Consider the following 26,499-nt stretch of genomic DNA (forward strand, 5'->3'; position numbering starts at 1 on the left):
CAAGGGCGCAGGCGCTCTCAGTTTCGCTTTGTCGCCGGCCCTCGCTAAGGTGGCGGGATGCATCGCCTCCCACGCCCGCACTGGACCTGGGTCGCGCCGCTTGTCGCATGGGCCGTCATGGCCGGCGCGGGACTCGGCGGACTTTTCAATCTCATCGTCGCGGCGGCCCTGGTGGGCGCCGTCCTGGCGGCGGTTCATCATGCCGAGGTGGTGGCCCACAGGGTCGGCGAGCCGTTCGGCACGCTGGTGCTGGCCGTCGCGGTCACCGTCATCGAGGTGGCGCTGATCGTCTCGCTGATGGTCGCCGGCGGCCCGGAGGAGCAGGCGCTGGCCCGCGACACGGTCTTCGCCGCGGTGATGATCATCCTGAACGGCATCGTGGGCATCTGCCTGTTGGTGGGAGCCCTGCGCCACCGCGAACAGACGTTCGGCCAGGCCGGCGTCAGCGCAAGCCTGGCCACCATCGCCGCGCTCGCCATCCTGGCCCTGGTGCTGCCGAACTATACGGTCAGCACGGCCGGCCCCACCTACTCCGGCGGCCAGCTGGCCTTCGTGGGGCTGGTGTCGCTGGTGCTCTATCTGGTGTTCGTGCTGGTCCAGACAGTCCGCCACCGCGACTATTTCCTGCCCGCGACCGCCGCGCTTGACGAGGACGCCCATGCCGCGGCGCCCTCCAACGCCGCGGCGATGACCAGCCTCGTCCTGCTCGTCGCGTCGCTGGGGGCGGTGGTGCTGCTGGCCAAGGCGCTGGCCCCGGTGATGAAGGCGGCGGTGAAGAGCGCCGGCGCGCCCGAGGCCGTGGTCGGGGTGGCGATCGCCGCGCTGGTTCTCCTGCCCGAGAGCCTGGCGGCGGTCCGGGCCGCGCGGGCCAACCGGCTTCAGACCAGCCTGAACCTGGCGCTGGGCTCGGCGCTGGCGTCGATCGGGCTCACGATCCCGACGGTCGCGGCGGTGTCGCTCGTCATGGGCTGGCCGCTGGCGCTGGGCCTCGACGCCAAGTCGATGGTGCTGCTGGTGCTGACCCTGATCGTGGCGACGCTGTCGCTGGGCGCCGGCCGCACCACCGTGCTGCAGGGCGCCGTCCACCTGGTGATCTTCGCCGTCTACCTCTTCACGACGGTGGCGCCGTGAGCATGATCGCCGACAGCAGGCGGCCATAGTCGGGCTCGCCGCGGTGGAAGGCCCGGCGGTTGGAGAAGAACAGGTCCGCCTCGGCGCAGGTGTCGTGCCCCACCCATTCGCAGGTCCCCACGCCGGCGCGGGTCAGGCGGTCCAGCACGTAGCCCGGCAGGTCGAACATCTTGCGATCGCCGTCGCCGTCCACGAAGAACCGCGCCGCCGCGGCGCTGTCGGCCACGAACCGATCGTAGAACTCAGGCCCTACCTCGTACGAGCCCCAGCCGATGCAGGGGCCGACCACGGCGACGATCCGGCCGCGCTGGGCGCCGAACGCCTCCATGCGCTCGATGGCCGCCTCGGCGATGCCCGTCAGCGCGCCCTTCCAGCCGGCATGCGCCGCGCCCACCACCCGCGCCACGGGGTCGGCCAGCAGGATCGGGGCGCAGTCGGCCGCCAGGGCGCCGCAGACCACGCCGGGGGTGTCGGTCACCACCCCATCGCCCTCGGGCGGACCCGACCCCCACGGCCCCTGCACGGCGAAGGCGGTGGCCGAGTGAACCTGATAGGCCGTCACCAGCTCGCCGCCCATGTGGGCCGCGGCGCGGCGGCGGTTCTCGGCCACGGCGATCGGGTAGTCCTTCGACCCGGCCCCGACATTCAGGCTCTCGTAGATGCCCTCCGACACGCCGCCCTGCTTCGTGAAGAAGGCGTGGCGGATGCCCGGCAGGTCCAGCAGCTTCGAGGTGATTATGGGCAGGTCGGTCATCTCAGGCTTCCTCGAACGCGGGCGGGGTCCAGCCGGGAGAATAGAGGCAACAGGCCTTGAAGAGTTCCCCCATCTGGTCGCCGCCGACCAATCGATTGAGCTGGCGCCCGATCGTGTGCGCCTTGTGGGGCCGCGCGCGCACCAGCCCCTCGGCCCGCTCGCCGATCCCCATGCGGGCCAGGAACGCCGCCTGGGTCTGGATCGCGGCGCGCGCGCCCGCCGTCTCGGCCGCGGCCATCACCGCCGGGAAGTCGGCCCACACGGTCAGGTCCGCCTCGCCTGGACAGGCCAGGGGATCCACCTTCTTGTGGCGGGATAGCGCCTGCAGGGTGTCGCCGAAGCCCGGCTGGTCTCGGCCATAGTCGATCAGCAGGGCCGCGCCCCCGTCCTCCGCCAGCCGATGGCCCAGGACCGCGCCCAGCGCCTCCTGCGCCGCCGAGATCTCCAGCACGGCCCCGTCGCGCGCGTCGGGCAGGGCGACGGGCGCGGGCACGCGGCCCAGGATCAGGGCGCCCTGGCGATCTACGCCCACCACCTGCTCGGTCCAACCGGTCGCCATGCGGACGAACTGGCGGGCGGGCAGGCAGTCCAGCAGTTCGTTGGCGACCAGCAACATCGGCACGCCGCTCGGAACCTCGTCCAGCGACCGCGCCCAGCTTACCCGCTCGCCCAGACGCGCCGCCTGCCGCGCCGCCAGCGGCTCGGACGTCTCGACCAGCCACACCTCGGCCGCATCCAGGAAGCCGGGCAGGGCGCGGCCGGCCCGCAGCAGGTCCTCCATCAGCGTGCCGTCGCCGGGCCCAATTTCGACCAGAACGAACGGATCAGGGGCGCGCATCTGCCGCCAGGCCGAGGCCGCCCAGAGGCCGATCAGCTCGCCGAACATCTGGCTGACCAGCGGCGCGGTCAGGAAGTCGCCCGTCTCGCCCAGCGCCGGGCGCGTGGCGTAGTAGCCGAACTGCGGGTCGTGCAGGCAGGCGGTCATGTACTGGGCCATCGTCAGCGGCCCGGTCTGCGCGATCTGCGCCGCCAGCTTGTCGGCGAGGCTCACGACGTCTTGGCGGCCGCCGGGCTCGCGGGCGCCGAGAGCGCCGGGGGCAGGGGCTCGCGCATCCCGCGCCAGATCAGGTAGGCGCCGCCCAGCAGCATCGGGATCGACAGGTACATGCCCATGGTCAGGCCCAGCGGCAGGTTCTCGAGCCCGGCGTCGGGCTGGCGCACCGTCTCGATGGCGATCCGGAACACGCCGTAGAACAGCACGAAGATGCCCGCGATCACGCCCCGGCGGTTGCCCAGCTTGGCCCGGTGCGTGGCCCACAGCAGGATCAGGAACAGGATCAGGCCCTCGAAGAGCGCCTCGTACAGCTGGCTGGGGTGGCGGACGACGTTCCCGGCCGGGCAGTAGCCCAGTTCGCGCTGGATCCGGTCGTTGCAGAACACGAAGCCCCACGGCAGGCCCGGCGCCTCGCGGCCCCACAGCTCGCCGTTGATGAAGTTGGCGCAGCGGCCGAGGAAGTGGCCGATCGGATAGGCGGGCGCCACCACGTCGGCGATCCGCAGCAGGTCCACCTTGTTGCGAAGGGAGAAGAGGATCATCGCGATCGAGACGCCGATCACCCCGCCATGGAAGCTCATCCCGCCTTCCCAGGTCTTCAGGATGCGGACCGGATCCTCGGTGATCAGTTCCGGCGTGTAGAAGATCACATGCCCCAGCCGCCCTCCGGCGATCACGCCGATGGCGATCCAGAGGATCAGGTCGTCCATCTGCTCGGGGGTCATGGGCGCCGGGCGATGCGTCCACAGCGCGGTGTTGCGAAGCAGGCCCGTGGCATATCGCCACCCCAGGAGGATGCCCGCGATGTAGGCCAGCGCGTACCAGCGGATGGCGAGGGGCCCGATCTGCACGAGGATCGGGTCGATATCGGGGAAGGGCACTGCGGCTCAGGCTCCGGCGTTGTCTTCCAGGGACTTAGACGAGAAGCCCTTCGCTTTCACCCCTCCAGTCGCCATATACCTGTATGGACGGGCCAACCCGCCGGAAGAAGACCTGGAATGCAGACCCAAAACCCCCTCCTCGACGAGATCGCCAAGCTCTCCACCGCCGCCATGGGCCTGGCCCAGGCCGCCGGCGAAGAGGCCAAGGCCGCCTTTCGCAGTCAGACCGATCGTCTGGTGGCCGAGATGGACCTCGTGCGCCGTGAGGATTTCGACGCCCTGAAGGCCGAAGTCGCCGCGTTGCGTGCTGAAATCGAGGCTCTGAAGACGCCAAAAGCAGCGAAGAAGAACGCGAAGACGACTTGACCACGTTACACGTCACGCGAAAGCCGTTCGCCCGTTACAAGAAGTCGCTGACACTCGTTTCCGGAAACGGTCTAGGGTCGGTTAAGCGGACGATTCGGGGGCGGCGTTCCGTCCCCCGTCCGATCAATAAGGGGTCGTGATGGACACCTCTCAGACCGACGACAGCGTCGTCCTGACCAACGACCCGCTCGACGTCGTCGAGCATGTTCTGACAGCCGAGAACCTGCCGTTCGACAGGACGGAAGATGGCGACCTGGCCTTTACGTTGGCCGGCGACTGGAAGGACTACGAGCTCTGGTTCGCGTGGCGTCCCGAGGGCGACACGCTGCAGCTTTGCCTCTCGATGGACCTGGCGGTGCCCAAGGCCCAGCGCCACACGGCCCAGGAACTGATCGCCACGATCAACCCTCGTGTCTGGCTGGGCCACTTCGAGCTGTGGGACGAAGGCGAGATCATCTTCCGGCACGGCATGGCGCTGATGTCGGGCGAGCAGCCCAGCCTGGCCCAGGCCGCGGCCATGATCGACGTGGCGGTGGAATGCGCCGACCGGTTCTTCCCGGCCTACGACTTCCTGCTCCGCGGCGCCAAGACCCCGCAGGAGGCCATCGCCGCCTGCATGTTCGAGACCGTCGGCGAGGCCTGAAAACCGCAGCGAGGCGACGAAGCGCCGCACAACCCGTCCTGGTTGTCTCGCTCCTCCGCCCTGCCGGGCGATGGTATTGAATAGATAAGGGTCTTCCGCCGCCGGCGTTACCCGGCGCTGTGAAGCGCGTGGGGCGCGCAACCGGGGCGGGCGGCGTCCGCGGCGGCTGTTAGCCATATGCTAAGGACCCGCGCCGCAACGGTGCGCGCATGTCTCCACGCACCGGCCACAAGCTCGCCGACATCGCAGCGCCGCTCGGTCTCGCGGCGGCGTCTGCGATCGTGCTGCTGGCCACGGGATCGCGCTCGGCCGACGCTCGCGAGGCCGCCGGTGTGTTCCCGCCGTGGTGGAGCCGCTCCCAGGTCATGCAGGCCGCCGCCGCCGCGGGGCAGGTCCGCGACCTGGGCGCCGCGCCCTTCATCATCGTCATTCGCGACCCGGAAGGGCGGGCGGCCGAAAAGCTCCGCGACGCCGGGGCGCTGTTCTCCGTCGCGCCCGCGGGCAGCGCGGTCTGTGCCAGCTAAGGACCCCAAATGTTTGAGACGATCGACCAGCAGCGCCAGTTCGCCGCCCGCATCGTGATCGTCGGCCTCTGGCTGCTGGTCCCGGTCACCACGGTCGCGGCCTGGGCGGCCGGGAACGCCTGGATGGGCCTCGGGCTGGCGGCGGCGGCGCTGGCGGGCGTCGTGACGGGACAATGGCGGGCCGCGGGCGCAGGCCCGGCGATGCGGCTGACCTCGGGCGTCGCGCTGATGGCCGCGGTCTCCCTCCTGGTGGCGTCCCTGGCCGGCCACCCGTGGCAGATCGACATGCACATGGCCTACTTCGCCGGCCTGGCCCTGCTGATCGTCTATTGCGACTGGCGGGTCATCGGCGCCGCGACCGCGGTCGTGGCTGCGCACCACCTGCTGCTCTCGGTTCTGCTGCCCGCGGCGGTGTTCCCCGGCGGCGGCCATCTGGATCGCGTGGTGATCCACGCGGTGATCCTGCTGGTCGAGGCGGCCGGTCTGATCTGGGCGGGCCGCAGCATCACGGCCATGTTCGAGCGCTCGGCCCAGACCCTCGCGGCGGCGTCGGAGGCCCGTGAGCGCGCCGAGGTGGCCAGCGCCGAAGCGCAGTCCGCCCGCCACGGCGAGGCCGCGGCCGCCGCCGAGCGCGAACTGGCGCGCCGCGCCTCCGACGACGAGGCTTCTCTGGTGGTCGGCGCCCTGGCCGACGCGCTGGGACACCTGGCCAAGGGAGACGTCACCTATCGCATCGGCGCGTCGTTCCCGCCGCAGTATGGCCAGCTGAAGCGCGATTTCGACGCCGCCGCCGAGCAACTCCAGTCGGCCCTGGGCGCGGTGGTCGAGGTGAGCCATCGCCTGCACGCCGGCATCGGTGAGATCTCCAACGCGTCCGACAACCTCTCCCGTCGCACCGAGCACCAGGCGGCCACGCTGGAGCAGACGGCCGCGGCCCTGGACCAGATCACGGCCACGGTGAAGCGCACGGCCACCGGGGCCATCCGCGCCCGCGAGGCCGTGGGTTCGGCCCGCCAGAACGCCGAACGCTCCGACGAGGTGGTTCAGTCGGCGATCTCGGCGATGACCGAGATCGAAACGTCGTCGCGCCAGATCGGCCAGATCATCGGCGTGATCGACGAGATTGCGTTCCAGACCAACCTGCTGGCGCTCAACGCCGGCGTCGAGGCCGCCCGGGCCGGCGAGGCCGGCAAGGGCTTCGCGGTCGTCGCGTCCGAGGTGCGGGGGCTGGCCCAGCGCTCGGCCGAAGCCGCCAAGGAGATCAAGGCCCTGATCTCGGCCTCCGAGGCCCAGGTCGGCCGCGGGGTCGAGCTGGTGGGGCTGACCGGCGAGACCCTCCACCGCATCGCCGCGGAGGTGGTGGCCGTGAATGGCGTGATCACCGAGATCGCCCAGTCGGCGGCTGAGGAGGCCACCGGCCTCCAGCAGGTCAACACCGCCGTCAACGCCCTGGACGGCGTCACCCAGCAGAACGCCGCCATGGTCGAGGAAGCCACCGCCGCCGCCCAGCAACTGGCGAACGAGGCGCAGAAGCTCACCGGGCTGGTGGCGCGCTTCCGCGTGACGGCCGACCCGACGGCGCGTCGCGCCGCCGCCTGACGGCTATTCGACGCCCAGCACCTTCTTCAGGAACACCACCTCGGTGGCCCGCACGGCCTCCTGGTTGGCCTTCTTGAAGATGCCGTGGCCCTCGTCCTTGGCCAGCACGTACCAGACCTCGGTTCCCTGGGCCCGCAGCTTGGCGACCATCTGCTCGGACTCGGACCGCGGAACGCGTGGGTCGTTGGCGCCCTGGAACACCATCATCGGCTTCTTCATCCGCTCGCTCATCCGGATGGGCGCGATCCTGTCGAACACGGCGCGCATCTTCGGATCCCGCTCGTCGCCGTACTCGGCGCGGCGGTTGTCGCGGCGATAGCCCTCGGTGTTCTGCAGGAACGTCACCCAGTCCGAGATGCCGTAGAGGTCGATCGCGCCGGCGATGCGGTCGTTGTAGTGGCCGGCCACCGCCAGCACCATGTAGCCGCCGTACGACTGGCCCACGACCGCCACGCGGCTGGCGTCCAGGTCGGGCTGCTTGGCCACCCAATCCAGCAGGGCGCCGATGTCCTTCACCGAGTCCTCGCGCTTCTCGGCGTTGTCGAGGCCCATGTAGGTCTTGCCGTAGCCCGACGAGCCGCGGACGTTCGGGATGATCACCGCAGCCCCCAGTTCGGCCACCCACGACTGGCGGCGCGGGTTGAAGCTGGGCTGCTCCTGGCCCTCGGGCCCGCCGTGGATCTGGATCACCACCGGCAGCTTGCCGCTCTTCGCCGTCTTCGGCTTGTAGATGAACGCAGGGATCTGCCTGCCGTCGAAGGTGGGGTAGCGGAACAGGGTGGGCTCGATCAGCCTGGCCGGATCCAGGCCGCCAAGCTCGCTCTCGGTCCAGCGGGTGAGCTGGCCGCTGGCCAGGTCATAGCTCCACACGTCGCCCGAACTGGTGGACGTCGACAGCGAGAGGCCGATCTTCGTCCCGTCGGGCGAGAACTTGGCCGCCGTCAGCACCCCCTGCGGCAGCTTCGGGCCCGGCAGCACCTTGCCGGTCGCCACGTCGCGCAGGACCAGGGTGGAATAGCCCTCCTCGTTGACCGACAGCGCCACGACCTTGCCGTCGGGGCTGAGGTCCATGCCCTCCGAGCCCCACTTCGCGTCGGGCTCCAGGTCGCGGACCTTGCCGGTCTTCAGGTCGATCACCACCGGCCGCGTGTGCTCGGCCCCGTCGTCCGACAGGGTCAGAACGCCCGCGCCGCCGTCCACGAACGCCGCGCCCTGGTAGCCGATCTTCCGGTTGGGCCCGATCGGCGTGAGCTTGCCGGTGGCCACGTCCAGGGTGAACAGCTCGACCCAGGCCTGGGAATGGAAGCGGCCGACCAGCACGGTCTTGCCGTCGCCGCTGATGTCGAGTGGGGCCACCGAGCCGGTCCCCTCGTGGATCACCTTGCGGCCGGCCGGGTTCGCCGGGTCGGCCAGCACGATGTCGTAGTTGGGATCGCCGGGCGTCACCTGGCTCCACAGCACGGTCTTCCCGTCCTTGGCGAAGACGAACCCCTGGTTGCGCGTGTTTGGCGCGGTCAGCTGGGTCTCGGCGCCGGTCAGGGTGCGGATATAGGCCTGGTAGTACTCGGCCCCGCCCACGTCGCGCGGATAGAGGTAGGTCGAGGTCCCGGGCAGGACCTGGGCGTTGTTGACCGGCTCGGGGAAGAAGGTGAGCTGGGTGCGCGCGCCGCCGGGCCGCGCGACGCGGTGGACCTGGTAGGTGTCGCCGAACCGGGTGGTGATCAGCATCGAGCCGTCGGGCAGCCAGTCCTGGAACGTGGCCGTGCGCGCATTGTAGTAGGGCGCGATTGCCGCCTGCAGCGCGGGCGGCGTGGCGGGCGCCCCGTCATAGACGATGTTCCCCACCTCGCGCTTCGCGGGCTGAGCCGTGGCCCCTGCGGCCAGGGCGAGGGCAAGGGCGGTTCCGAGCAGCAGCGCGCGCGACATGGATGTTCCCCGAACGTCAGGGCTGCGAAGCAAGCCCGCCCTCACGCCCGCGTCAACGAAAGTCGGCGGATCGGTGTTTCTTCATAGGGGTCAATGTCCCCCTCGCGCCCCTCTTGGAACGTCATCCCCGGCACAAGGCCGGGGATGACGTTCGGGGGGAGGGGTGGCGGTGTGGAAACCAGGATGACACGGGGGGTTTGGTCGCTAGTTTGCTGAACATGATCACGCCGATCCTGATGCTGGGCGCCGGCCGCATGGGCGGCGCCATGATCGAAGGCTGGCTCGCCGCGGGCGCCTTCGCCGGTTCCGACCTGATGATCCGCGATCCCAATCCGGGTCCGTCCGCTTTGGCCGCGGAAAGGGCGGGCGCTGTCCTCAACCCGCCCGAGGCGGACCTTGCCCGCGCCGCCACCGTGGTGCTGGGGGTCAAGCCGCAGGTCTGGCGCGAGGCCGCCGCCGAGACCGCCGCCTGGCTCGGCTCGGGCGCGGTGATTGTATCCATCGCCGCGGGCGTGAAGTCGGCCGACATCGCCAAGGCCTTCGGCGGCCGCAGCGTGGCCCGCGTGATGCCCACGACGGCGGCGGCCATCGGGCAGGGGACGGCCAGCGTCTTCGCCGACGACCCCGCGGCGCTGGCCCGCGCACACGCCCTGTTCGAGCCGCTGGGGACGGTGGTGTCCCTGACCGACGAGACCCTGATGCACGCCGCCACCGCCGTGTCGGGCTCGGCGCCGGCCTACCTCTATGCCTTCATCGAGACCCTCGAGGCGGCCGGGACCGCCGCCGGTCTATCGGCCAAGGAGGCCCAGCGTCTGGCCCGCTCGACCCTCACCGGCGCTGCCGCCCTGCTGGCGCGCAGCGGTGAGGAGCCGGCGGAACTCCGCCGTCAGGTCACTTCGCCCGGCGGCACCACGCAGGCCGCCCTCGACGTGCTGCTGGCCGGCAACGGCCTGCCTGACCTGATGCGTGAAGCCGTCGCCGCCGCTGTGCGCCGCTCGAAGGAGCTGGGGGCCTGACATCCTCTCCCGACCCTCCCCCTCTCTTCGCGCTGCGCGCTCGGGGGAGAGGAGGTCGCTAGCTCGCTCGCTTCCAGGTCTGGGCCTGGCAGATCACCGAGATGCAGCCTTCCACCTTCAGCGTGCCGTTCGGGTTCACGCTGATCTTCGAGTCATAGGTCTTGCCGCTGTTGGGGTCGTAGATCTTGCCGCCGGTCCACTTGCCGGGCCCCGACGACTTGAAGCCCCACAGCATCGGCATCCCCTGGATCGGGCGGGTCTTCAGCTTCGGGTCGGGGTTGTTGCTGTCGAGGGCCTTGTCGTTCGGCGGCTTCAGCCAGCTGATCGCGCCGCACAGCTTGCCCGCCTGGCTGGGGCAGGGGCCGATCCGGATCTTGCCGGTGGCCGTCTGGTTGAACCACTCGCCCTCGGCCGGGTCGGCGGCGAAGGCGGGCGCGGCGGTCAGGGCCGTCAGGACGGCGGCGAGGGCGATGGCGCGCATGAAGTTTCGATCCCCGGATTTCGTTCGCGGGCAAGCTTGGCCGTCGCCCGTGAACCCCACATGAATGATGCTACCCCGGCAGGCGCACCAGCGCACGCAGGCCGCCCAGCGGCGAGCGGTCCAGCGTGACGTCGCCGCCGTGGCCGCGGGCCACGTCCCGGGCGATGGCCAGTCCCAGGCCCACGCCCTTGATGTTCTGATTGCGGCTCTCGTCCAGCCGCACGAACGCCTTGAAGGCCTCTTCGTGCTGCTCGGCCGGGATGCCCGGCCCGTCGTCGTCGACGGTGATCTCCAGCCCCTGGGCGCCGCGCCGGGCGGCCACTTCCACGTGCTCGCCATGGGCGGCCGCGTTCATCACCAGGTTGGCCAGCGCGCGCTTCAGCGCATTGGGCCGCGCCGTCGCGATCAGGCCGGGGTCGACGTCGATCTTCACCTGGGCGCCCATCCGGCGCGCGCCCTCGCTCACCGCCTCGATCAGCGGGCGCAGGGGCGCGGGCTCGGTGGCCTCGCCGCCCTCGCCGCGGGCGAAGGCCAGGTACTCGTCGACCATGTGCTCCATCTCGGAGAGGTCGCGCTTCATCTCGGCCGTGCGCTTGGTGGGCTCCGCCAGGGCCAGCGCCAGCTTCAGGCGGGTGAGCGGGGTGCGCAGGTCATGGCTCACCGAGGCCAGCAGGGCGGTGCGCTGCTCGATGTGACGCTGGATGCGGGCGCGCATGTCCAGGAAGGCGGTCGCCGCGGCCCGCACCTCCCTTGCGCCGTGCGGCTTGAACGCGGCCACGTCGGCGCCCCGCCCGAACGCCTCGGCCGCGCTGGCCAGTCGCTCGATGGCGCGCACCTGGTTGCGGATGAACAGGATCGCGATGGCGGTCAGCAGCACCGTCGCCACCGTCATCCACAGCACGAAGATATGCCCCTGGGTCGCGAACGCCCGCTCGCGCGGCGCCAGGATCCGCATCACCCCGCCCTGAACGCCCACGCGGATGTCCACGTAGGCGGGGTAACGGGTGGTGTCGAACCAGAACGGGGCGTCGATCCGCTCGCTCAGCGCCCGGTCCAGCGACCGGTCGATGGGCGCGAAGAAAGCCTCCAGTAGCACCGGCGGATCGCGCCGCCGCTCCGGCAGCTTGCGCCCGGGCTGCAACGCCACCGACAGGCTCATAGACTCCTCGGCCCGCTCGCTCAGCTTGGCGAACGCCTCCGGCGTGGGGTCTTCCTTGTAGCTCTCGACCGCCCAGGCGATATCGCCCGCCAGACCCTCCGACAGCCGCGCCGTCACGGTCTGCCAGTGGGCGTCGAAGAAGACGTAGGTCACCGCGATCTGCATCAGCGCCACCGGCAGCACGATGATCAGCAGCGACCGCGCGAACAGCGTCGCCGGCAACTGCCGCTTCAGCCACCTCACCAGGACGCGGAAGGACGAGGGGAGCTTCATGAGTTCCTCCCCTGCGCCTCACCTCCCCCGCGCAGCGGCGGGAGGGGGACCATCGGCCGAAGAGCCGATGGTGGAGGGGGCGAACCACCTGCACGGAATGCGAATCGGCCAGGTTGATCCGCCGAGCTCGCGGCTCGCCCCCTCCACCACTCGCTCTTCCCCCGACACAAGGCCGGGCTCGGCGAGCGGTCCCCCTCCCGCCGCTTCGCGGGGGAGGTGAGGGGTTCGCAGATCCCCATCAGTCCGGCGCGAGCCGGTACCCCACGCCGCGGACGGTCTGGAGGTAGCGGGGGGCCTTGGGGTCGTCCTCGATCTTGCGGCGCAGGCGGGTGACCTGGACGTCGACGGCGCGGCCCGAGGGGTCGACCGAGCCGCGGGCCAGCTCCATGCGGTCGACCGCCTCGTGCGGCGTCCGCGCCAGCTGGCGCAGCAGCGCCACCTCGGCCTCCGTCAGCCGGATGCTCTCCCCGCCGCTGGTCAGCTCGCCGCGCTCGGCGTCGAAGGCGCAGCGACCCAGCGACAGCGAGCCGCCGCCCTGCGGCTTGTCCTGCGCCCGGCGCAGGATCGCCTCGATGCGCAACAACAGCTCCTCGGGCTCGAACGGCTTGCCCAGATAGTCGTCGGCGCCCAGCTTCAGGCCCTCGATGCGGTCGCCGGATTCGGTTCGCGCCGTGAGCATCAGCACCGGGGTCTTGCCCGACGAGCCGCGCTGCTCGCGCAGCCACTTGGTCAGCGAAAACCCGTCCTCGCCCGGCATCATCACGTCGAAGACCGCCAGGTCGAAGTCCAGCGTGCCCAGCAGCCGGCGCGCCGGCGCCCCGCCCGCCGCCGCCGTCACCCGGAATCCGGCGCGGGTCAGGTACTCCTTGAGCAGGTCGCGGATGCGGTCGTCGTCGTCGACGACCAGCAGGTGCCGCGCCCGGGGCGGAGCATCCGAAAAGCTCATCAGCGTCCTCCGGACGGGTTAGGGCTCCTGGTCCGCCCCCCGGCCATGGCCGACAGTATGGCGCGCGCGCCGGCCACGCCGTCCAGTCCCCCCGTGCGGTAGGCGCGGGCCAGATGCGCGCGCACGCGTTCGCTGATCGCCGCCTCGAAGGCCAGGCCACGCTCGGTCAGGGCGGCGCTGCGGCGGCGCGCGTCCTCGTCGCCTGCCAGCTTCTGGGCCAGGCCCTTGCCGGCCAGGTCGGCCAGGATGCGGCTGGCGGCCTGCTTCGAAAGGCTGGTGAGATGCGCCAGCTCCTGCACCCCGATGCCCGGGCGCCGGCGCAGCAGGAACGCCGCGCGCCAGTGCGAACGGCCCAGTCCCAGGCCCTCGGCGTCCAGGCCGGCGTCCACCGCCGCCCACAGCGAGGCCTCGGCCAGCAGCATCAGCTCGACGCCGGCGTCCAGCTCGTCCTCGCGCAGGATCAGGCGCGGATCGGGCGGCGCGCTCATCGGGGGCGCTCGGGTGTGGGGAGGGGATGCAGGCGGGCCATGCGAAGCGCCGGCACCGTGGCCGAGATCGCTTCCCCCCGCAAGGCGAAGGGCCGCAAGGCAGGCGGCCCTCCCGCGGACGGGAGGGCCTGGTGTCAGTGTCAGACCAGCAGAGCTTCGGGGCGCGGATAAGCGTCGCCGCGGCTCAGGTGCACCAGGCCCACGATGCAGCGGATGCCGAACCAGGCCGCGGCCACGCACCAGACCAGACCCGCCAGGGCCATGATCGGGAAGCCGATCAGGATTACGGTCAGGATCGCGCCGATCCCCATCAGGATGCCGCCGACCACGCCGCCCACGATGGCGAGCAGCAGGCCCAGCCAGAAGGTGCGGATCAGGAAGGTGTAGTGCGAGCGCATAACCGGGCCCGCCGTGCTGCGCTGCGCGTACGCGACGATCACGCCGATGACCGCCGTGATGCCGGTGGCGAAGGCGAGCAGGTAGAGCGCGTAGCAGATCGCCGGCATCGTCCGGTCTTCGGTCGTGCTGTAGCCCACTTGGTCGGTCATCGTCTCTCTTGTTGCTCCCAGGGCCTGTCCTGTCCGCAGGACGGGGCGAACAGGCCCGTTGCTTTCGTGAGCGGCCTTCCGGGAAGGCCGCGGGCCCACTATAGGGCGATGCAAGATAGATGGACCCGGAACGGCGTCACGAAAAGTGGTCACAGCGTTACAAATTGCTCACCCGGCGAACGGGCTATCGCGCGACCACGATCTCCACCCCGGCGCCCACCGCGTGCGGGGCCAGCGCCAGGGGCTTTTCGATGCGCACCCGGGCGCGGGTGACGCGCGGGTCCTCGAGGCACGTTTCGGCCAGGCGATGGGCGAAGGTCTCGACCATGCCGATGTGGCCTTGCCCGGCCAGGTCCTGGGCCGCCTTCAGGATCGTCTCGTAGTTCACGGTCTCTGCCAGCCGGTCCGAGGCATTGGTCGGCACGTCCAGCTCCACGTCGACGATCAGCGGCTGCACGCGGCCGATCTCGTGGCGATAGACGCCGATCTCGGCCTGCACCTGCACGCCGGTGACGAACACCTTGCTGATGGCGAGCGTGCTCATGACAGGTGCTGCCCCGAGTCCACCGCGATCATCTGGCCGGTCACCGCCTCGGCGTCGATCAGGTAGCGCAGGGCCGCGCCCATCTGCTCCGGAGCCGAGGGCCGCTTCAGCAGAGTCGTGGCCACCTCGGCCGCGAAGTCGGCGGGGTCCTGGTGGATCGACTGCAGGGTGGGGCCGGGGCCGATGCCGTTCACGCGGATGCGCGGCGCCAGCGCCTGGGCCAGCATCCGGGTCGCGTCCCACAGCGCGGTCTTCGACAGCGTGTACGAGAAGAAGTCGGCGCCCGGCCGCAGCACGCGCTGGTCCAACACGTTCACGATCAGCCCCTCGCGGTCGGCCGGCAGCCGCCGCGCGAACGCCTGGGCCAGCACCAGCGGCGCGCGCAGGTTGGTCTCCATGTGGAGGTCCCAGCTGGCGCGGTTCATGTCGGAGAACTGGTCCTGCTCGAACACCGAGGCCGAGTTGACCAGCAGGGTCACGGGCCCGAGTTCCGCCTCGGCCTCGCCCACCAGGGCCACCGAGGCGCTTTCCTTGCGCAGGTCGCAGGTCAGGATCGTGGCCTTGCGGCCGTGCCGGCGCACGTCGCCGGCTGCGGCTTCGGCCTCGTCGTCCATGGCGCGCACGTGGATCGCGACGTCATAGCCGGCCTCAGCCGCCGTCTTCGCCAGCACGCGACCGATCCGCCGCGCGCCGCCCGTCACCAGTGCTGCGCCGCGGTTGGCCATCGTCAGGGGCGCCTCAGTCGAAGCGGCCGAACTCGAAGCGGTTGAGGGCCGCGAAGACCGCGACGAACACGAGGATCATGTAGATGCCGCTCATGGGGCCTCCGGAGTCAGTTGGTCTGGGCTTTAGCGAGGCCCGGCCAAGCGGGCAAGTGCGGGCGGCCAGGCCGCTGCAAATCTGCGGGCCCTTACAGAAGACTTGTCACCGAAGGGCTTCCCACCTGAACGCCGATCACTAAAATGATTGTTTGAAGGGTGGGGCTCGCAAGCCCTATGCCCGCAACGACATAAGGTCTCCAGGAGGACGTCTATGCGCGAGTACCTCAAGTTCTACATCGATGGGGCGTGGGTCGATCCCGCCGAGGGCCTGAAGACGCTCGACGTCGAGAACCCCGCCACCGAGGAAGTCTGCGGCAAGATCGCCATCGGCACGGCCGCCGACGTCGACAAGGCCGTCAAGGCCGCCCGCAAGGCCTTCGCCACCTGGTCGCAGACCACCCGCGAAGAGCGCCTCGAGGTGCTGGGCCGCATCCTGGCCGAGTACCAGAAGCGCTTCGGCGACCTGGCCACGGCCGTCACCGAGGAAATGGGCGCCCCGGCCTCGCTGGCCCAGCGCGCCCAGGCCCCGATCGGCATGGCCCACCTGGCCACCGCCATCGAGGTGCTGAAGACCTTCAAGTTCGAGGAAGACCGCGGCCCGACGATGATCGTCAAGGAGCCGATCGGCGTCTGCGGGTTCATCACCCCCTGGAACTGGCCGCTGAACCAGATCGTCTGCAAGGTGGCCCCGGCCATCGCCACCGGCTGCACCATGGTGCTGAAGCCGTCGGAAGTGGCGCCGTTCTCGGGCCAGATCTTCGCCGAGATCATGCATGCGGCGGGCGTGCCGGCCGGCGTGTTCAACATGATCCAGGGCGACGGCCCCGGCGTGGGCGCGGCGATCTCCAGCCACCCCGACGTCGACATGGTCTCGTTCACCGGCTCCACTCGCGCCGGCATCGAGGTGGCCAAGGCGGCCGCCCCGACCGTCAAGCGCGTGGCCCAGGAGCTGGGCGGCAAGAGCCCCAACATCGTCCTGGACGACGACGCGTTCGCCAAGGGCGTCGGCCGTGGCGTCGCCACCATGATGACCAACTCGGGCCAGTCCTGTAACGCCCCCACCCGCATGCTCGTGCCGAAGACGCGCATGGACGAGGCGATCGCGGTCGCCAAGGCCGCCGCCGAACAGGTCACCGTCGGCGACCCCAACGGCAACAGCCAGCTGGGCCCGGTGGTCAACAAGACCCAGTTCGACAAGATCCAGAAGCTGATCCAGGCCGGCATCGACGAGGGCGCGACCCTGGTCATCGGCGGCACCGGGCGTCCCGACGGCCTCGACAAGGGCTACTATGTGAAGCCCACGGTGTTCGCCAACGTGAACAACGACATGACCATCGCCAAGGAAGAGATCTTCGGCCCCGTGCTGTCGATCCTCGGCTACGAGACCCTCGACCAGGCCATCGAGATCGGCAACGACACCGAGTACGGTCTGGCCGCCTACGTCCAGTCGGGCGATCTGGAAAAGGCCCGCAAGGTCGCGGCCAAGCTCCGCGCCGGTCAGGTCTCCATCAACGGCAGGCGATGGACGCCATGCAGTCCCCTTCGGCGGCTACAAGATGAGCGGCAACGGGCGCGAGTGGGGCGACTTCGCCTTCCACGAATTCCTGGAAACCAAGGCCGTCCTCGGCTACGCGCCGAAGCCCGCCGCGGAATAAGCGTCCGCCTCACTGCGAATGCGAAGGGCCGCCCTCCGGGGCGGCCCTTTTGCGTTGCGACTTACCTCCCCCGTCGCGGCAGCGAGGGGGAGGGGGACCGCCCGCCGAGGCCGGCGCGAGCCGGCCGCAGAGCGGGGGTGGAGGGGGCTAGCCCCACCCGCTGAGTCCTCCCACTTAGGAGCGGCCGGTCTGCGCCATTCAATCCATGGACGGAGTTTGCCTTGGGGTCCGGCGATCTCAAGGACGGGCCGGAGGCCCGCCGCGGGGCGGCGACGCCCGGCGGGCGTCGTCCTTGACATCGCCGGACCCCAAGGCTCGCATCAACCGTGGATTTCAGGGCGGATTTCATCCCCGTTGGGGATGCTTGGTCTGAGGGGCGGGACCGTGTCGCTGATGACCGAGATCAGACCTTCTGAATGTCTGCGATGGGGGGTCAGCCGACATCCGCGGAGATGAACTCGATCTCGTCACCGATCCTAAAGTCTGAAGCCGCACGCCCTTTGATCAGCAACGCAGCCTGTACATGATCGCCGATGGGTCGGCTTATATAGGCGGTGGTTTCGAGCTCGCCATGCTTTCCGACCTGGACCCGCACTCGGCAGGCGCTCCCCGGAACCCAAGCCTTCACTTGTAGGATCGTCCCACGATCCGGCAGATCGAAGACGTCTTCGATAACCGCCTTCTTACCCCATGGCGGCGCTCGGTCAGCGGGGTCGTGTCGATGCAGGCTCACTGGGGCACCTTGGCAGGCGAGACCTATGTCCGCCATTGGTCAATCGGGCCTTATCATCCGCCCCGGAAGCAGACGCCCGGGGCTGCCCCGAAGGCCCGACACACGCCCGCGCGCACCTCCCCCCGAACGACGATCTCCCAGTTCCCCACCCGCGGCCCCCCGGAACAGGGTAGGTGAGGGGTTTCCCAACTCCGAGACATCGCCATGCCCGCCTACACCATCGTCACCACCAGCGCCGCGCAAGACGCCGAGGCGGCCGAGGTCAACACGCTCGTGGACGATTTCGCCAACGAGAGCGAAGCCATCGGCTACGCCCGTCGCATGGCCGATGAACTGCTGGGGCTGGCCGACCAGCTCACGCTCGACTTCGACTACACCAACGTCTCCGTGCACGACGGCGACCTGCTCGAAGAGGAGCTGGATCCGACGCATCCGTCCTTCATCGGCATGTGGGTGCTCGACGACGAGAGCGTGGCCTTCGTCGGCGCCGACGACTTCCGCGACGGGGCGTCCGGCGAGCTCGCCTTGCAGTAGGGCCGAACCTCGGCTTCGCTACGCGCCAGCGAACGCCAGGGGGGAGACGTCCATGAACAGGCTCTGGAGCGCGGCGCTCGCCGCCCTGTTGGCGCTGGGCGCCGCCTCCGCGTCCATGGCCCAGGCGCCGGCCCCGCCGCCCGCCGACCCCGGCCCCCCGCTCAGTGGCTATCCGCGCAGCGCCCTTCGCGCGCCGACGCCCGCGGAGCTGAAGACCGCCACCTACGTCCGCGACGTCATCTACGGCCACCGCGACGGGATGGCGCTCACCTACGACGTCTTCAAGCCCGTGAAGGGCGCCAACGGCGCGCTGGTGGTCAACATGGTCTCCGCCGGCTGGCGATCCTCATGGGCCCCGCCGCAAGAGCGCCAGGCCCGCTATCAGGCCCTGATCGACAAGGGCTTCACCGTCGTGGCGCTCTACCATTCCTCGGCCCCGCGCTTTCAGGTCCCGGACGCTGTCACAGACGTTCGGCTGGGCCTGCGCCACATCAAGCTTCACGCCGCAGACTACGGGGCCGACCCCAAGCGGATCGGCGTCTGGGGCGCCAGCGCCGGCGGCCATCTGGCCCTCGTCGCCGGCCTGATGGCCGATGACGGAGACCCCGCCGCCGCCAACCCGCTGGAGCGCTCCGGCAACCGCGTCGCCGCCGTCGTCGCCTACTTCCCGCCCACCGATCTGGCCATCCTGCTGCAGGGCCGCCCCAAGGCCGGCCCCATCGCCTTCGAGGACCGGCTCTTCGCCTCGGTCTCGCCCATCCACAATGTCGACGCCCGCGATCCGCCGACCCTGCTGCTGCACGGCGAGGCCGACCGCGGCGTGCCGCTGGCGCAAAGCGAAAAGATGAAGGCGGCCCTCGACAAGGCCGGCGTCGAAAACCGCCTGAAAACCTACCCGGGCGCCGACCACGACTTCTACGTCAAGGGCGACCCCGCCAAGACCGACGCCTACGCCACCGACGCCATGACCGAGATGGTCGCCTGGTTCGAGGGGCGCCTGAAGAGGTAGGTCGGTCGCGGACGGGCCAAGGGTCGGTGGTTTGCGGAACTGACCTCCACCACACCGTCATCCCGGGCGGAGCGCTCGCCAGAGCGCGGAGATCCGGGACCCAGCAGACGCGAGCGCAAAGCTGCGCCGGCCGATGATCCGGGCCCCGTCATAGGCTGGCGTGGCCCCACGGTAGGCCAACACGCCGGCATCATCCCGACGAGCTGCCGGAACGGGACGCTCTAAACCGGGCGCGACCAGCACCCCGGGTGGCGCCCGTCCCTTGGCAGCGTCGCCGGCGGTGCGGCTGGGTCCCGGGTCTACGCGCTCTGGCGAGCGCTCCGCCCGGGATGACGGAATTGGGTAGGGCGAAGCGTCGACGTCGCTTGAGGGCGCGAACCCGGCGATCACGGCGCGGCCAGCACATTGCCCGTACCCGGCGCCGCTTGACGGCGATGCCTTCATGTTCTATCTTTGTTCTCATGTCGACCGAGGCTGCCCGCGACGCGCGTGAGCTCCAGATGCTGGAGGGGCTGGTCGACTGCGCCTACGGGTTGGCGACGACGCTCGCCGCGGCGGCGAAGGCCGAACCCGATACCCGGCGCTGCCTCGACCTCGTCGAGGGTTTCACCAAGTGCACGTTCGCGCTGCGCATGGGCATCCGCCTCTGCAGGACCCTGCGCGCCCCGCCCAAGGCGATGCCGGAACGCCTCGAGCTCCCCGAGCGGGAGCCGGCGGAGCCTGTCGAACGCGGCGAGCGCCCGGAACTGGAGCGGGAACGCGACCGGGACTACGAGCCCGTCAGCCTGCCGAAGTTCCTGAGCACCCTGGGCGTGGTCGCCCGGGACGCGGCCCGTCTCGAAGACCGCCTTCCCCCGGAGGCCGCCCGCCTCCTGCCGACCCTGCGGGACCTCCTGGCGCAGGCGAAAGCCGATCCGCCGGCGCCCGAACCCGGCCCCTCAAGACCCACCGGCGTCGCCGTCCTGGCCCGCCCGCCGCAAGCCGCGACCCGCCACAAACTCCTGGGCTCGGCCGCGCCGCCCAGGCCCGGCCCCCGCGCCCCGCCTCGCTGGCCCAACTCCGGCTGACGGCGCAACGCGTCCTAGGGTTTCAACCACGAACCACACGAACCCCACGAACGCGGTCCCCAGTCCGGGCGCCGCGCCGCAGGCGCATGCCCATTCAACCGCAGGACGACGCAGGCCATCCCCTCCGCGTCCTCCGCACTCATGACGGTCGCCGCTTCGCGGCCATCAGAGATCAGCCCCGTTCGTGGGGTTCGTGTGGTTCGTGGTCCAAAGATCGACGCCTGCCCCCGGCACGGCGCCCATCCGTGCAATCCATGCAATCCGTGGTTCACCCCAACGGCGCCGACGTCGCCTCGCCGGCCAGAGCGCCCTCGTCAGGCCCAGCCCAGGCCCAGCGCCCGCGCCGCCAGAAGCAGCGCGGCGACGGCGATGATCGGCGCGAAGACCCGTAAGGTGTGGCGGGTCAGCCGCTCGGGGAAGAAGGTGTCCGACACGCCCCTGCGCTCGGCTCCGTTCGCCTGGGCGACGGCGGTCAGCGGACAGCGCATCCCGCTGGCGATGAACACCACGCACTCCACGCTCATCAGCCCGCCGGCCACCCACAGCCAGACGCCATGCGCGCCGGTCACGCCCGCGTAGAGCAGGACGAACGCCGATCCGGCCATCACCACGTAGATCGCCGTATGGACGGCGCGCACGAGCGTGAGCCGCTGGTCCTCGGTCATCAGGTCCCCGCGGCCGTCAGGCCTTCATCGCCGCCTTCACCGCCTCGGGCCGGATCGGCAGGTCCCGCACCCGCGCCCCCACCGCGCGGTAGATCGCGTTCCCGATCGCCGGGCCCACCACCGTGGTCGCCGGCTCGCCCAGCCCCACGGGCGCCTCGGTGGAGGGCATGAACTCCACCTCCACGTCCGGCACGCCCGACATCCGCAGCGGCGTGTAGCTGTCGAGGTTCAGGTCCTTGGGCTGGCCGTTCTCGAACGCCGTGCCCTCATGAAAAGCCAGCGAAAGCCCCCACAGCGCCGCGCCCTCCATCTGCGCCAGCGCGCCGTCGGGGCTGACCACCGTGCCGCAGTCGACCACCAGGGTCAGCTTCTCGACCTTCACCGCGCCCGTCGCCGGGTCCACCGCCACGCGGGCGGCGCAGCCGGTCCAGGTGGGCATGTCGCGCTCCTGGCCGAACGAGGTGGCGATCCCGAGGCCGGTGTTCTTCGGCAGCGCCTTGCCCCAGCCCGCCTTGGCCGCCAGCCGGCGGACCACGGCCGCCTGCCGCCTGGCCCCGCCCACCGCATTGGGCGCCGAGCCGGCGTTCTTGCCCGCCGCGTCCAGCATCCGCAGCCGGAACTCCACCGGATCGACCTTGGCCTCGGCCGCCGCCTCGTCGATGAAGCTCTCCAGCGCCCAGTTGGTGAAGCCCGGGCCCACCGAGCGCAGCCAGCCCGGCCGGAAGGTCCGGTTCGCCAGGTCGTTCCCGACGGCCCTCACCCGGTGGGCGCCCACGCTGTACCAGTGGTTCGCCCCGCTCACCGCGAACGGGTCGAAGGCCACGCCGTTCGCGCCCTTGGGCATGAAGAAAGGCGCCATCGCCTCGGTGGGCCAGCCGGCGCAGACATGGTGCTCCATGCCGGTCACCCGGCCGCCCTCGCCGAACGCCATCCGCACGGTCTGCACCGATGGCGACCTGGGCGAGTCGAAGCGGCTGTCGTCGGCGCGGGCCAGCACCATTTTCACCGGCTTGCCGCCGATCGCCTTCGACGCCAGGGCCGCGCCCACCGCATAGTCGCCGTTCAGCCGCCGCCCGAACCCGCCGCCCAGCAGGTGGGTGCGCAGGACGATCGTCTCTTCCTTGCGCCCCAGCGCCTTGGCCAGCCACGGCAGCACCAGCGACTGCCACTGGTTTCCGGTGTGGATCTCGACGACGCCGTCCTTCTCGAACGCCAGCGCGTTCACCGGCTCCAGCTGGAAGTGCAGGGCGGTGGCGGTGGTATAGGTCTGCTCCAGGGTCGTCTTCGCGGCCTGGAACGCCGCGTCGACGCCGGCGTCCTCGACCACCAGCCCGCCCTTGGACCTGTCGGCGATCAGCGCCCGGGCGCGGGCCTGCAGGTCGGCCTCCGAGACCTTGGCCTCGGGCGGCGTGGTCCAGGTCACCTTCAGCGCCTGCGCCGCGCGGTCGGCCGCCACCCAGCTCTCGCCATAGACCATCACCCAGCCGGTGACGTTGTCGGACGGGTCGTCCAGCGCGACGGTCCGCAGATAGCCCGGGACCTTCTTGGCCTCGGCCTCGTCCAGGCTCGCCACCTTGCAGCCGTACCGCGTCGGCGGCAGCACCGGCCGGGCGTAGACCATCCCCGGGACCTTGGCGTCGATGCCGTAGACGCCCTTGCCGTCGGTCTTCGCCGGGATGTCCCGGGCCGGCGCCGCCTTGCCGATCAGCCGCCGGTCGACGGCCTTCTTCACCGGAACCTTGGCCAGCTCGTCCGCCGTGAAGCTGCGCAGCTCGCCCTTCGCGACGATCTCGCCGTAGCCGATCGACTTGCTTCCGGAGACCACCGCGCCATTGCGCGCCGTGCAGCTGGCCGCCGGGAGGCCCAGCAGCTTGGCGCCGGCCTCAACCAGGGCCATGCGGCCGGCCGCCGCCGCCTGGCTGTAGAGCGGATAGCTCTGCCACACAGACCAGCTGCCGCCCGTCACCATCAGCCCCCACTTGGGGTCGGTGTCCACGTGCAGGAACGTCGTCTTGGCCCAGTCGGCCTCCAGCTCGTCGGCGACGATGCGGGCGATGGCCGTGCCCACGTGCTGGCCCATCTCGGCGCGGATGATGTGGACCACCACCTGGCCGCTGCGGTCGATCGTGTACCAGATGGTCGGCGCATAGGCGTCGGCGGCCTCGGCCGGGCCGTTCATGGCGAACGCGGCGCCGGCGGCGGTGACCGTGATCAGGAAGCCCCGGCGGGAGAGATCGGCGATCGCGTTCATGCCTTCACCCCTGCTCTTGCGGCCAGCTTGATGGCGCGGCGGATGCGGATGTAGGCCATGCAGCGGCAGAGGTTGCCCTCCATGGCCGCGGTGATCTGTTCGTCGGTCGGGTTCGGGGTGGCGTTCAGCAGGGCGACGGCCTGCATGATCTGGCCCGACTGGCAGTATCCGCACTGCGGCGCCTGGGCCTCGATCCAGGCCTTCTGCACCGGGTGCTCGCCCTTGGGATCCAGCCCCTCGATCGTGGTGACCGACTGGCCCGCCACCGAGCCCAGCGGCGTGATGCACGCCCGCACCGCCTGGCCGTTCACATGGACGGTGCAGGCGCCGCACGATCCGATCCCGCAGCCGAACTTGGAACCCGTCAGCCCCGCCTCGTCGCGGATGGCCCAGAGCAGCGGCGCGTCCTCAGGCGTCTTCAGCGACACCTCGCGACCGTTCAGACGAAAGGTAGTCATGCCGTGTCCCCAAGCTGGATTGACGACGTAAGCGGACGCCTAAAACCGCCACTCCGCAAGGCTTCCTTTTCGGCCGGGGCCGACTGTGGGCTAGGTCTGATCCGACCCGTCACGCGAGCGCCGCGCGGCGCTGATCGCCAGCACCGCCATGCCCAGCAGCAACGACGCGACAGACCCCATGACCACCCCGGCGCGCACCTGCGCCTCGTGCAGGGCGTCCCCCGCCGGGAAGGCCAGCGCGCCGATGAACAGGCTCATCGTGAACCCCACCCCGCACAGCGCCGAGACGCCATAGAGCTCCAGCCACTTCGCTCCCGTGGGCCGACGCGCCCACTTCAAACCGATGGCCAGGGCCGCGGCCCCGAACACCCCGAGCGGCTTGCCGAAGAACAGGCCCGCCGCCACGCCCAGGCTGACCGGCCCCAATACGCCGCCGCCCGCGACCCCGCCCAGCGAGAAGCCGGCGGCCACGAAGGCGAACAGCGGCAGGATGAAGAAGGCCACATAGGGGTGCAGCGCTTCCATCGTCTCCTGCAGCACGCCCTGGCCGCCGGGACGCTTCGGCTCCAGCGGCAGGCAGAAGGCCGCGGCGACCCCCGCCAGCGACGTGTTGATCCCCGACTTGAGCGTAAAGGCCCAGAGCAGCAGGCCGCCGACCACCCAGAAGGAGTAGGGCGCCGTGCGCCAGCGCGACATGGCCGCCAGCACCGCCAGCGTCACCGCCGCGCCCGCCAGCATCGGGAACCGCACCTCCGAGGTGAACAGCACCGCGATCAGCGCCACCGCCACCAGGTCGGCGGCGATGGCCAGGGTCAGCAGGAAGATCCGCAGCGACGGCGGCAGGCGCGCCCCCACCATGGCCAGCGCCGCCAGGGCGAAGGCGATGTCGGTGGCGGTGGGGATGGGCCAGCCGGCGGGACGGCCGCCTTCGCCCGCGTTGATGGCCAGGTAGATCAGGGCCGGCGCGACCACGCCGCCGGCGGCGGCCAGGACGGGCAGGGCCAGCCGGCGCGGGTTCGACAGCTCGCCGCGCAGGATCTCGTGCTTGATCTCCAGGCCCACGACGAAGAAGAAGATCGGCATCAGCGCCGTCTTCACCCACGCCGCTAGGCTCATCTGCTCGGCGAACGGCCCGACCTGGACCGTGACCGCGTGATAGGTGATCGCGTGATAGGCGCCGGCCCAGGGCGAGTTGGCCCAGACGATGGCCGCCAGCGCCGCCATGGCCAGGATCAGCCCTGAGCCCGTTTCGGTTTTCAGGAACTCAAGCGTGGGCCGGCTCGCCATGGCGCCTGCCTACCAAGGCCCTCCCGGACGCTCTAGCGAAATCGGCCCGCGTCTCTAAGCTGCCGCCGCAACAAACCGAAGGTTCGAGGAAACGCCATGAGACTCTCCAGCCCCCGTGTCGCGCCGCTCAGCGACGCCGAGCTGACGCCCGACCAGGAGGAAGCGCTGAAGCCCGTCCGCAACGGGACCATGGGCGTCCTCAACATCTTCCGCACCCTGGCCCATGCGCCCAAGGCGCTGACCCGGTTCAACGACTGGGGCGGCTATGTCCTCAGCCGCCGCAACGACCTGCCGGCCCGCGAACGCGAGATCGTGATCCTGCGCGTCGGGTTCCTCTGCAAGTCGGGCTACGAGTTCACCCAGCACACCCGCATCGGCCTGCAGTCGGGCCTGACCGACGCCGAGATCGAGAACATCAAGCGCGGCGCCGACGCCGGCTGGAGCGCGGCGGACGCGGCGCTGATCAAGGCGGCCGACGAACTGGTGGGCGACCACTTCATCACCGACGCCACCTGGGCCGAACTGGGCAAGCACTTCACCGACAAGCAGCGGATGGACGTGGTCTTCACGACCGGCCAGTACACCCAGGTCTCGATGATCCTGAACTCGTTCGGCGTGCAGCTCGACGCCGGCCAGACCCTGGACCCCGAGCTGAAGGGTTTCTGAGATGACGGGGCGGCTCGAGAACAAGTCGGCGGTGGTCGTCGGCGCCGGCCAGACGCCCGGCGAGACCATCGGCAACGGCCGCGCCATGGCGCTGCTCTTCGCCCGCGAGGGCGCCCAGGTGCTGTGTGTCGACCGGCTCCTCGACCGCGCCGAGGAGACCGCGGCGCTCATCCGGGAGGAGGGTGGGACCGCCTTCGCCATCGGCGCCGACATCGTCAAGGGGCCTGAGAACGTCCGGATCATCGAGGAGGCGAAGGCCCGCTTCGGACGGCTCGACATCCTGGTCAACAACGTCGGGATCGGCGGCGGCGACGGCCCCGCGCACCGGCTGGAGGAAGCGGCCTTCGATCGCATTCTGTCGGTGAACCTCAAGGGGATGTGGCTGACCATCAAGGCCGCGTTGCCGGTGATGCGCGACGGCGGCGGCGGCTCGATCGTCAACATCTCGTCGCTCGCCGCCCGAGGCGGCGGCATCCAACTGGCCTATGAGGTGTCGAAGGCCGGCGTGAACCGCCTGACCACCAGCGTGGCCCAGTCCAACGCCCGCTACGGCGTGCGCTGCAACGCCATCATGATGGGCTACATGGACACGCCCATGGCTGTCTCGGGCATCGCCGGCGCCAGCGGCCGGTCGACGGCCGACGTCCGCGCCGAACGCGACGCCCGCGTGCCCCTGGGCGGCAAGATGGGCACCGGTTGGGACACGGCCTACGCCGCCTTGTTCCTGGCCTCGGACGAGTCGAAGTTCATCTCGGGCGCGATCCTGCCGGTCGACGGCGCCATGGGCGTTCGGATCGGCTGAGATAGCGCCCCCTCCACCACTTCGTGGTCCCCCCCATTGGCATGGGGGAGGAACCGAAGCGGATCGGTCACCCCCAGTTCCTCACCCGCTTGCGGGGGAGGGGGGCCGCGAAGCGGTGGAGGGGGCGTTGGGAACGCCACAGCCAGCCTCCGCGTTAGTCGCCCCTGTCGAGGGGCTTCAGACCGGAGAGCTTTGCTGATGAATGGCATCATCTATCT

The 26,499-nt window shown here is 70.6% G+C and carries 26 protein-coding genes and 1 pseudogene; 12 read left to right on the forward strand and 15 right to left on the reverse strand.

From position 1 onward, the window contains the following. Window positions 1–57: 57 nt before the first annotated feature. Entirely contained in the window at window positions 58–1,131 is a 1,074-nt protein-coding gene (locus ACQ66R_RS18430) for a calcium:proton antiporter (RefSeq protein WP_430424267.1), read from the forward strand. On the opposite strand, the gene pgeF is transcribed toward ACQ66R_RS18430, so the two are convergent. From pgeF to lgt, 3 genes are read right to left on the reverse strand one after another with little or no spacing between them, the layout of a single operon-like run. Next, entirely contained in the window at window positions 1,112–1,885 is a 774-nt protein-coding gene (gene pgeF, locus ACQ66R_RS18435) for a peptidoglycan editing factor PgeF (RefSeq protein WP_430424268.1), read from the reverse strand. The genes ACQ66R_RS18430 and pgeF overlap by 20 nt on opposite strands. 1 nt (window position 1,886) lies before the next feature. Further along, a complete protein-coding gene (locus tag ACQ66R_RS18440; protein WP_430424270.1) occupies window positions 1,887–2,936 on the reverse strand; it encodes a class I SAM-dependent methyltransferase in 1,050 nt (349 codons plus the stop codon). Next, a complete protein-coding gene (gene lgt / locus ACQ66R_RS18445) occupies window positions 2,933–3,820 on the reverse strand; it encodes a prolipoprotein diacylglyceryl transferase (protein WP_430424272.1) in 888 nt (295 codons plus the stop codon). Before lgt ends, ACQ66R_RS18440 begins: the two co-directional genes overlap by 4 nt. A gap of 117 nt (window positions 3,821–3,937) precedes the next feature. Between lgt and ACQ66R_RS18450 the strand changes: the two genes are divergently transcribed. The 4 genes from ACQ66R_RS18450 to ACQ66R_RS18465 all read left to right on the forward strand — a co-directional run bounded on the left by ACQ66R_RS18450 (window position 3,938) and on the right by ACQ66R_RS18465 (window position 6,952). Then, the gene (locus ACQ66R_RS18450; protein WP_430424274.1) at window positions 3,938–4,186 is read left to right on the forward strand and encodes an accessory factor UbiK family protein; all 249 of its coding nucleotides are present in this window, start codon (window positions 3,938–3,940) and stop codon (window positions 4,184–4,186) included. A gap of 139 nt (window positions 4,187–4,325) precedes the next feature. Next, window positions 4,326–4,829: a YbjN domain-containing protein gene (locus ACQ66R_RS18455; RefSeq protein ID WP_430424276.1), complete on the forward strand. Its 504-nt coding sequence runs from the start codon at window positions 4,326–4,328 to the stop codon at window positions 4,827–4,829. Between the two features lie 209 nt (window positions 4,830–5,038). Beyond that, the gene (locus tag ACQ66R_RS18460) at window positions 5,039–5,353 is read left to right on the forward strand and encodes a hypothetical protein (protein WP_430424278.1); all 315 of its coding nucleotides are present in this window, start codon (window positions 5,039–5,041) and stop codon (window positions 5,351–5,353) included. Window positions 5,354–5,362: 9 nt separating this feature from the next. Further along, window positions 5,363–6,952, forward strand: coding sequence for a methyl-accepting chemotaxis protein (locus tag ACQ66R_RS18465; RefSeq protein WP_430424280.1), 1,590 nt, complete (start codon window positions 5,363–5,365; stop codon window positions 6,950–6,952). Window positions 6,953–6,955: 3 nt separating this feature from the next. Here the strand turns inward: ACQ66R_RS18465 and ACQ66R_RS18470 are convergent, their stop codons facing one another. Further along, on the reverse strand, window positions 6,956–8,878 hold the full coding sequence (locus tag ACQ66R_RS18470) for a S9 family peptidase (RefSeq protein WP_430424282.1): 1,923 nt from the start codon (window positions 8,876–8,878) through the stop codon (window positions 6,956–6,958). Window positions 8,879–9,096: 218 nt separating this feature from the next. On the opposite strand from ACQ66R_RS18470, the gene proC reads away from it, so the two are divergent. Next, complete coding sequence (gene proC / locus ACQ66R_RS18475; RefSeq protein ID WP_430426349.1) at window positions 9,097–9,894, forward strand: pyrroline-5-carboxylate reductase; 798 nt, start codon at window positions 9,097–9,099, stop codon at window positions 9,892–9,894. A gap of 58 nt (window positions 9,895–9,952) precedes the next feature. Here proC and ACQ66R_RS18480 read toward each other — a convergent pair whose 3' ends face one another. The 7 genes from ACQ66R_RS18480 to ACQ66R_RS18510 form a co-directional block, all read right to left on the reverse strand. Continuing rightward, complete coding sequence (locus ACQ66R_RS18480; RefSeq protein ID WP_430424284.1) at window positions 9,953–10,375, reverse strand: DUF2147 domain-containing protein; 423 nt, start codon at window positions 10,373–10,375, stop codon at window positions 9,953–9,955. A gap of 70 nt (window positions 10,376–10,445) precedes the next feature. Further along, a complete protein-coding gene (locus tag ACQ66R_RS18485) occupies window positions 10,446–11,807 on the reverse strand; it encodes an ATP-binding protein (protein ID WP_430424286.1) in 1,362 nt (453 codons plus the stop codon). 238 nt (window positions 11,808–12,045) lie between these two features. Continuing rightward, window positions 12,046–12,753: a response regulator gene (locus tag ACQ66R_RS18490; RefSeq protein WP_430424288.1), complete on the reverse strand. Its 708-nt coding sequence runs from the start codon at window positions 12,751–12,753 to the stop codon at window positions 12,046–12,048. Then, window positions 12,753–13,241 carry a MarR family winged helix-turn-helix transcriptional regulator gene (locus tag ACQ66R_RS18495; protein ID WP_430424289.1) on the reverse strand — a complete coding sequence of 163 codons (489 nt, stop codon included), beginning with the start codon at window positions 13,239–13,241 and terminating at the stop codon, window positions 12,753–12,755. Before ACQ66R_RS18495 ends, ACQ66R_RS18490 begins: the two co-directional genes overlap by 1 nt. Before the next feature lie 140 nt (window positions 13,242–13,381). Further along, window positions 13,382–13,789, reverse strand: a complete 408-nt coding sequence (locus tag ACQ66R_RS18500) for a DUF4870 family protein (RefSeq protein WP_430424291.1) — start codon at window positions 13,787–13,789, stop codon at window positions 13,382–13,384. 184 nt (window positions 13,790–13,973) lie between these two features. Further along, window positions 13,974–14,333: a dihydroneopterin aldolase gene (folB, locus tag ACQ66R_RS18505; protein ID WP_430424293.1), complete on the reverse strand. Its 360-nt coding sequence runs from the start codon at window positions 14,331–14,333 to the stop codon at window positions 13,974–13,976. Continuing rightward, window positions 14,330–15,058, reverse strand: a complete 729-nt coding sequence (locus tag ACQ66R_RS18510) for an SDR family oxidoreductase (RefSeq protein ID WP_430424294.1) — start codon at window positions 15,056–15,058, stop codon at window positions 14,330–14,332. The genes folB and ACQ66R_RS18510 overlap by 4 nt, the downstream gene beginning before the upstream one ends. A gap of 307 nt (window positions 15,059–15,365) precedes the next feature. Between ACQ66R_RS18510 and ACQ66R_RS18515 the strand changes: the two are divergent. From ACQ66R_RS18515 to ACQ66R_RS18530, 4 genes and pseudogenes are all read left to right on the forward strand, one after another. Then, a pseudogene (locus ACQ66R_RS18515) lies at window positions 15,366–16,809 on the forward strand (aldehyde dehydrogenase family protein). 937 nt (window positions 16,810–17,746) lie between these two features. Continuing rightward, complete coding sequence (locus ACQ66R_RS18520) at window positions 17,747–18,076, forward strand: hypothetical protein (RefSeq protein ID WP_430424296.1); 330 nt, start codon at window positions 17,747–17,749, stop codon at window positions 18,074–18,076. Between the two features lie 52 nt (window positions 18,077–18,128). After that, entirely contained in the window at window positions 18,129–19,085 is a 957-nt protein-coding gene (locus ACQ66R_RS18525; RefSeq protein ID WP_430424298.1) for a prolyl oligopeptidase family serine peptidase, read from the forward strand. Between the two features lie 461 nt (window positions 19,086–19,546). Next, window positions 19,547–20,152, forward strand: a complete 606-nt coding sequence (locus ACQ66R_RS18530; protein ID WP_430424300.1) for a hypothetical protein — start codon at window positions 19,547–19,549, stop codon at window positions 20,150–20,152. A gap of 314 nt (window positions 20,153–20,466) precedes the next feature. Here ACQ66R_RS18530 and ACQ66R_RS18535 read toward each other — a convergent pair whose 3' ends face one another. The 4 genes from ACQ66R_RS18535 to nhaA all read right to left on the reverse strand — a co-directional run bounded on the left by ACQ66R_RS18535 (window position 20,467) and on the right by nhaA (window position 24,813). Next, the gene (locus ACQ66R_RS18535) at window positions 20,467–20,817 is read right to left on the reverse strand and encodes a hypothetical protein (protein WP_430424302.1); all 351 of its coding nucleotides are present in this window, start codon (window positions 20,815–20,817) and stop codon (window positions 20,467–20,469) included. Between the two features lie 16 nt (window positions 20,818–20,833). After that, entirely contained in the window at window positions 20,834–23,068 is a 2,235-nt protein-coding gene (locus ACQ66R_RS18540) for a molybdopterin cofactor-binding domain-containing protein (protein WP_430424304.1), read from the reverse strand. After that, window positions 23,065–23,526 (reverse strand): (2Fe-2S)-binding protein, encoded by a 462-nt coding sequence (locus tag ACQ66R_RS18545; protein WP_430424306.1) that lies wholly within the window; start codon window positions 23,524–23,526, stop codon window positions 23,065–23,067. The genes ACQ66R_RS18540 and ACQ66R_RS18545 overlap by 4 nt, the downstream gene beginning before the upstream one ends. Before the next feature lie 90 nt (window positions 23,527–23,616). Next, on the reverse strand, window positions 23,617–24,813 hold the full coding sequence (nhaA, locus tag ACQ66R_RS18550; RefSeq protein WP_430424308.1) for a Na+/H+ antiporter NhaA: 1,197 nt from the start codon (window positions 24,811–24,813) through the stop codon (window positions 23,617–23,619). 96 nt (window positions 24,814–24,909) lie between these two features. Here nhaA and ACQ66R_RS18555 point away from each other — a divergent pair, with 96 nt between their 5' ends. Then, window positions 24,910–25,479, forward strand: a complete 570-nt coding sequence (locus ACQ66R_RS18555) for a carboxymuconolactone decarboxylase family protein (protein WP_293364214.1) — start codon at window positions 24,910–24,912, stop codon at window positions 25,477–25,479. A gap of 1 nt (window position 25,480) precedes the next feature. Continuing rightward, window positions 25,481–26,281, forward strand: a complete 801-nt coding sequence (locus tag ACQ66R_RS18560; protein WP_430424310.1) for an SDR family NAD(P)-dependent oxidoreductase — start codon at window positions 25,481–25,483, stop codon at window positions 26,279–26,281. The last annotated feature ends 218 nt before the right edge of the window (window positions 26,282–26,499 follow it).

The organism is Phenylobacterium sp. (assembly GCF_965284355.1).
Classification (GTDB): domain Bacteria; phylum Pseudomonadota; class Alphaproteobacteria; order Caulobacterales; family Caulobacteraceae; genus Phenylobacterium.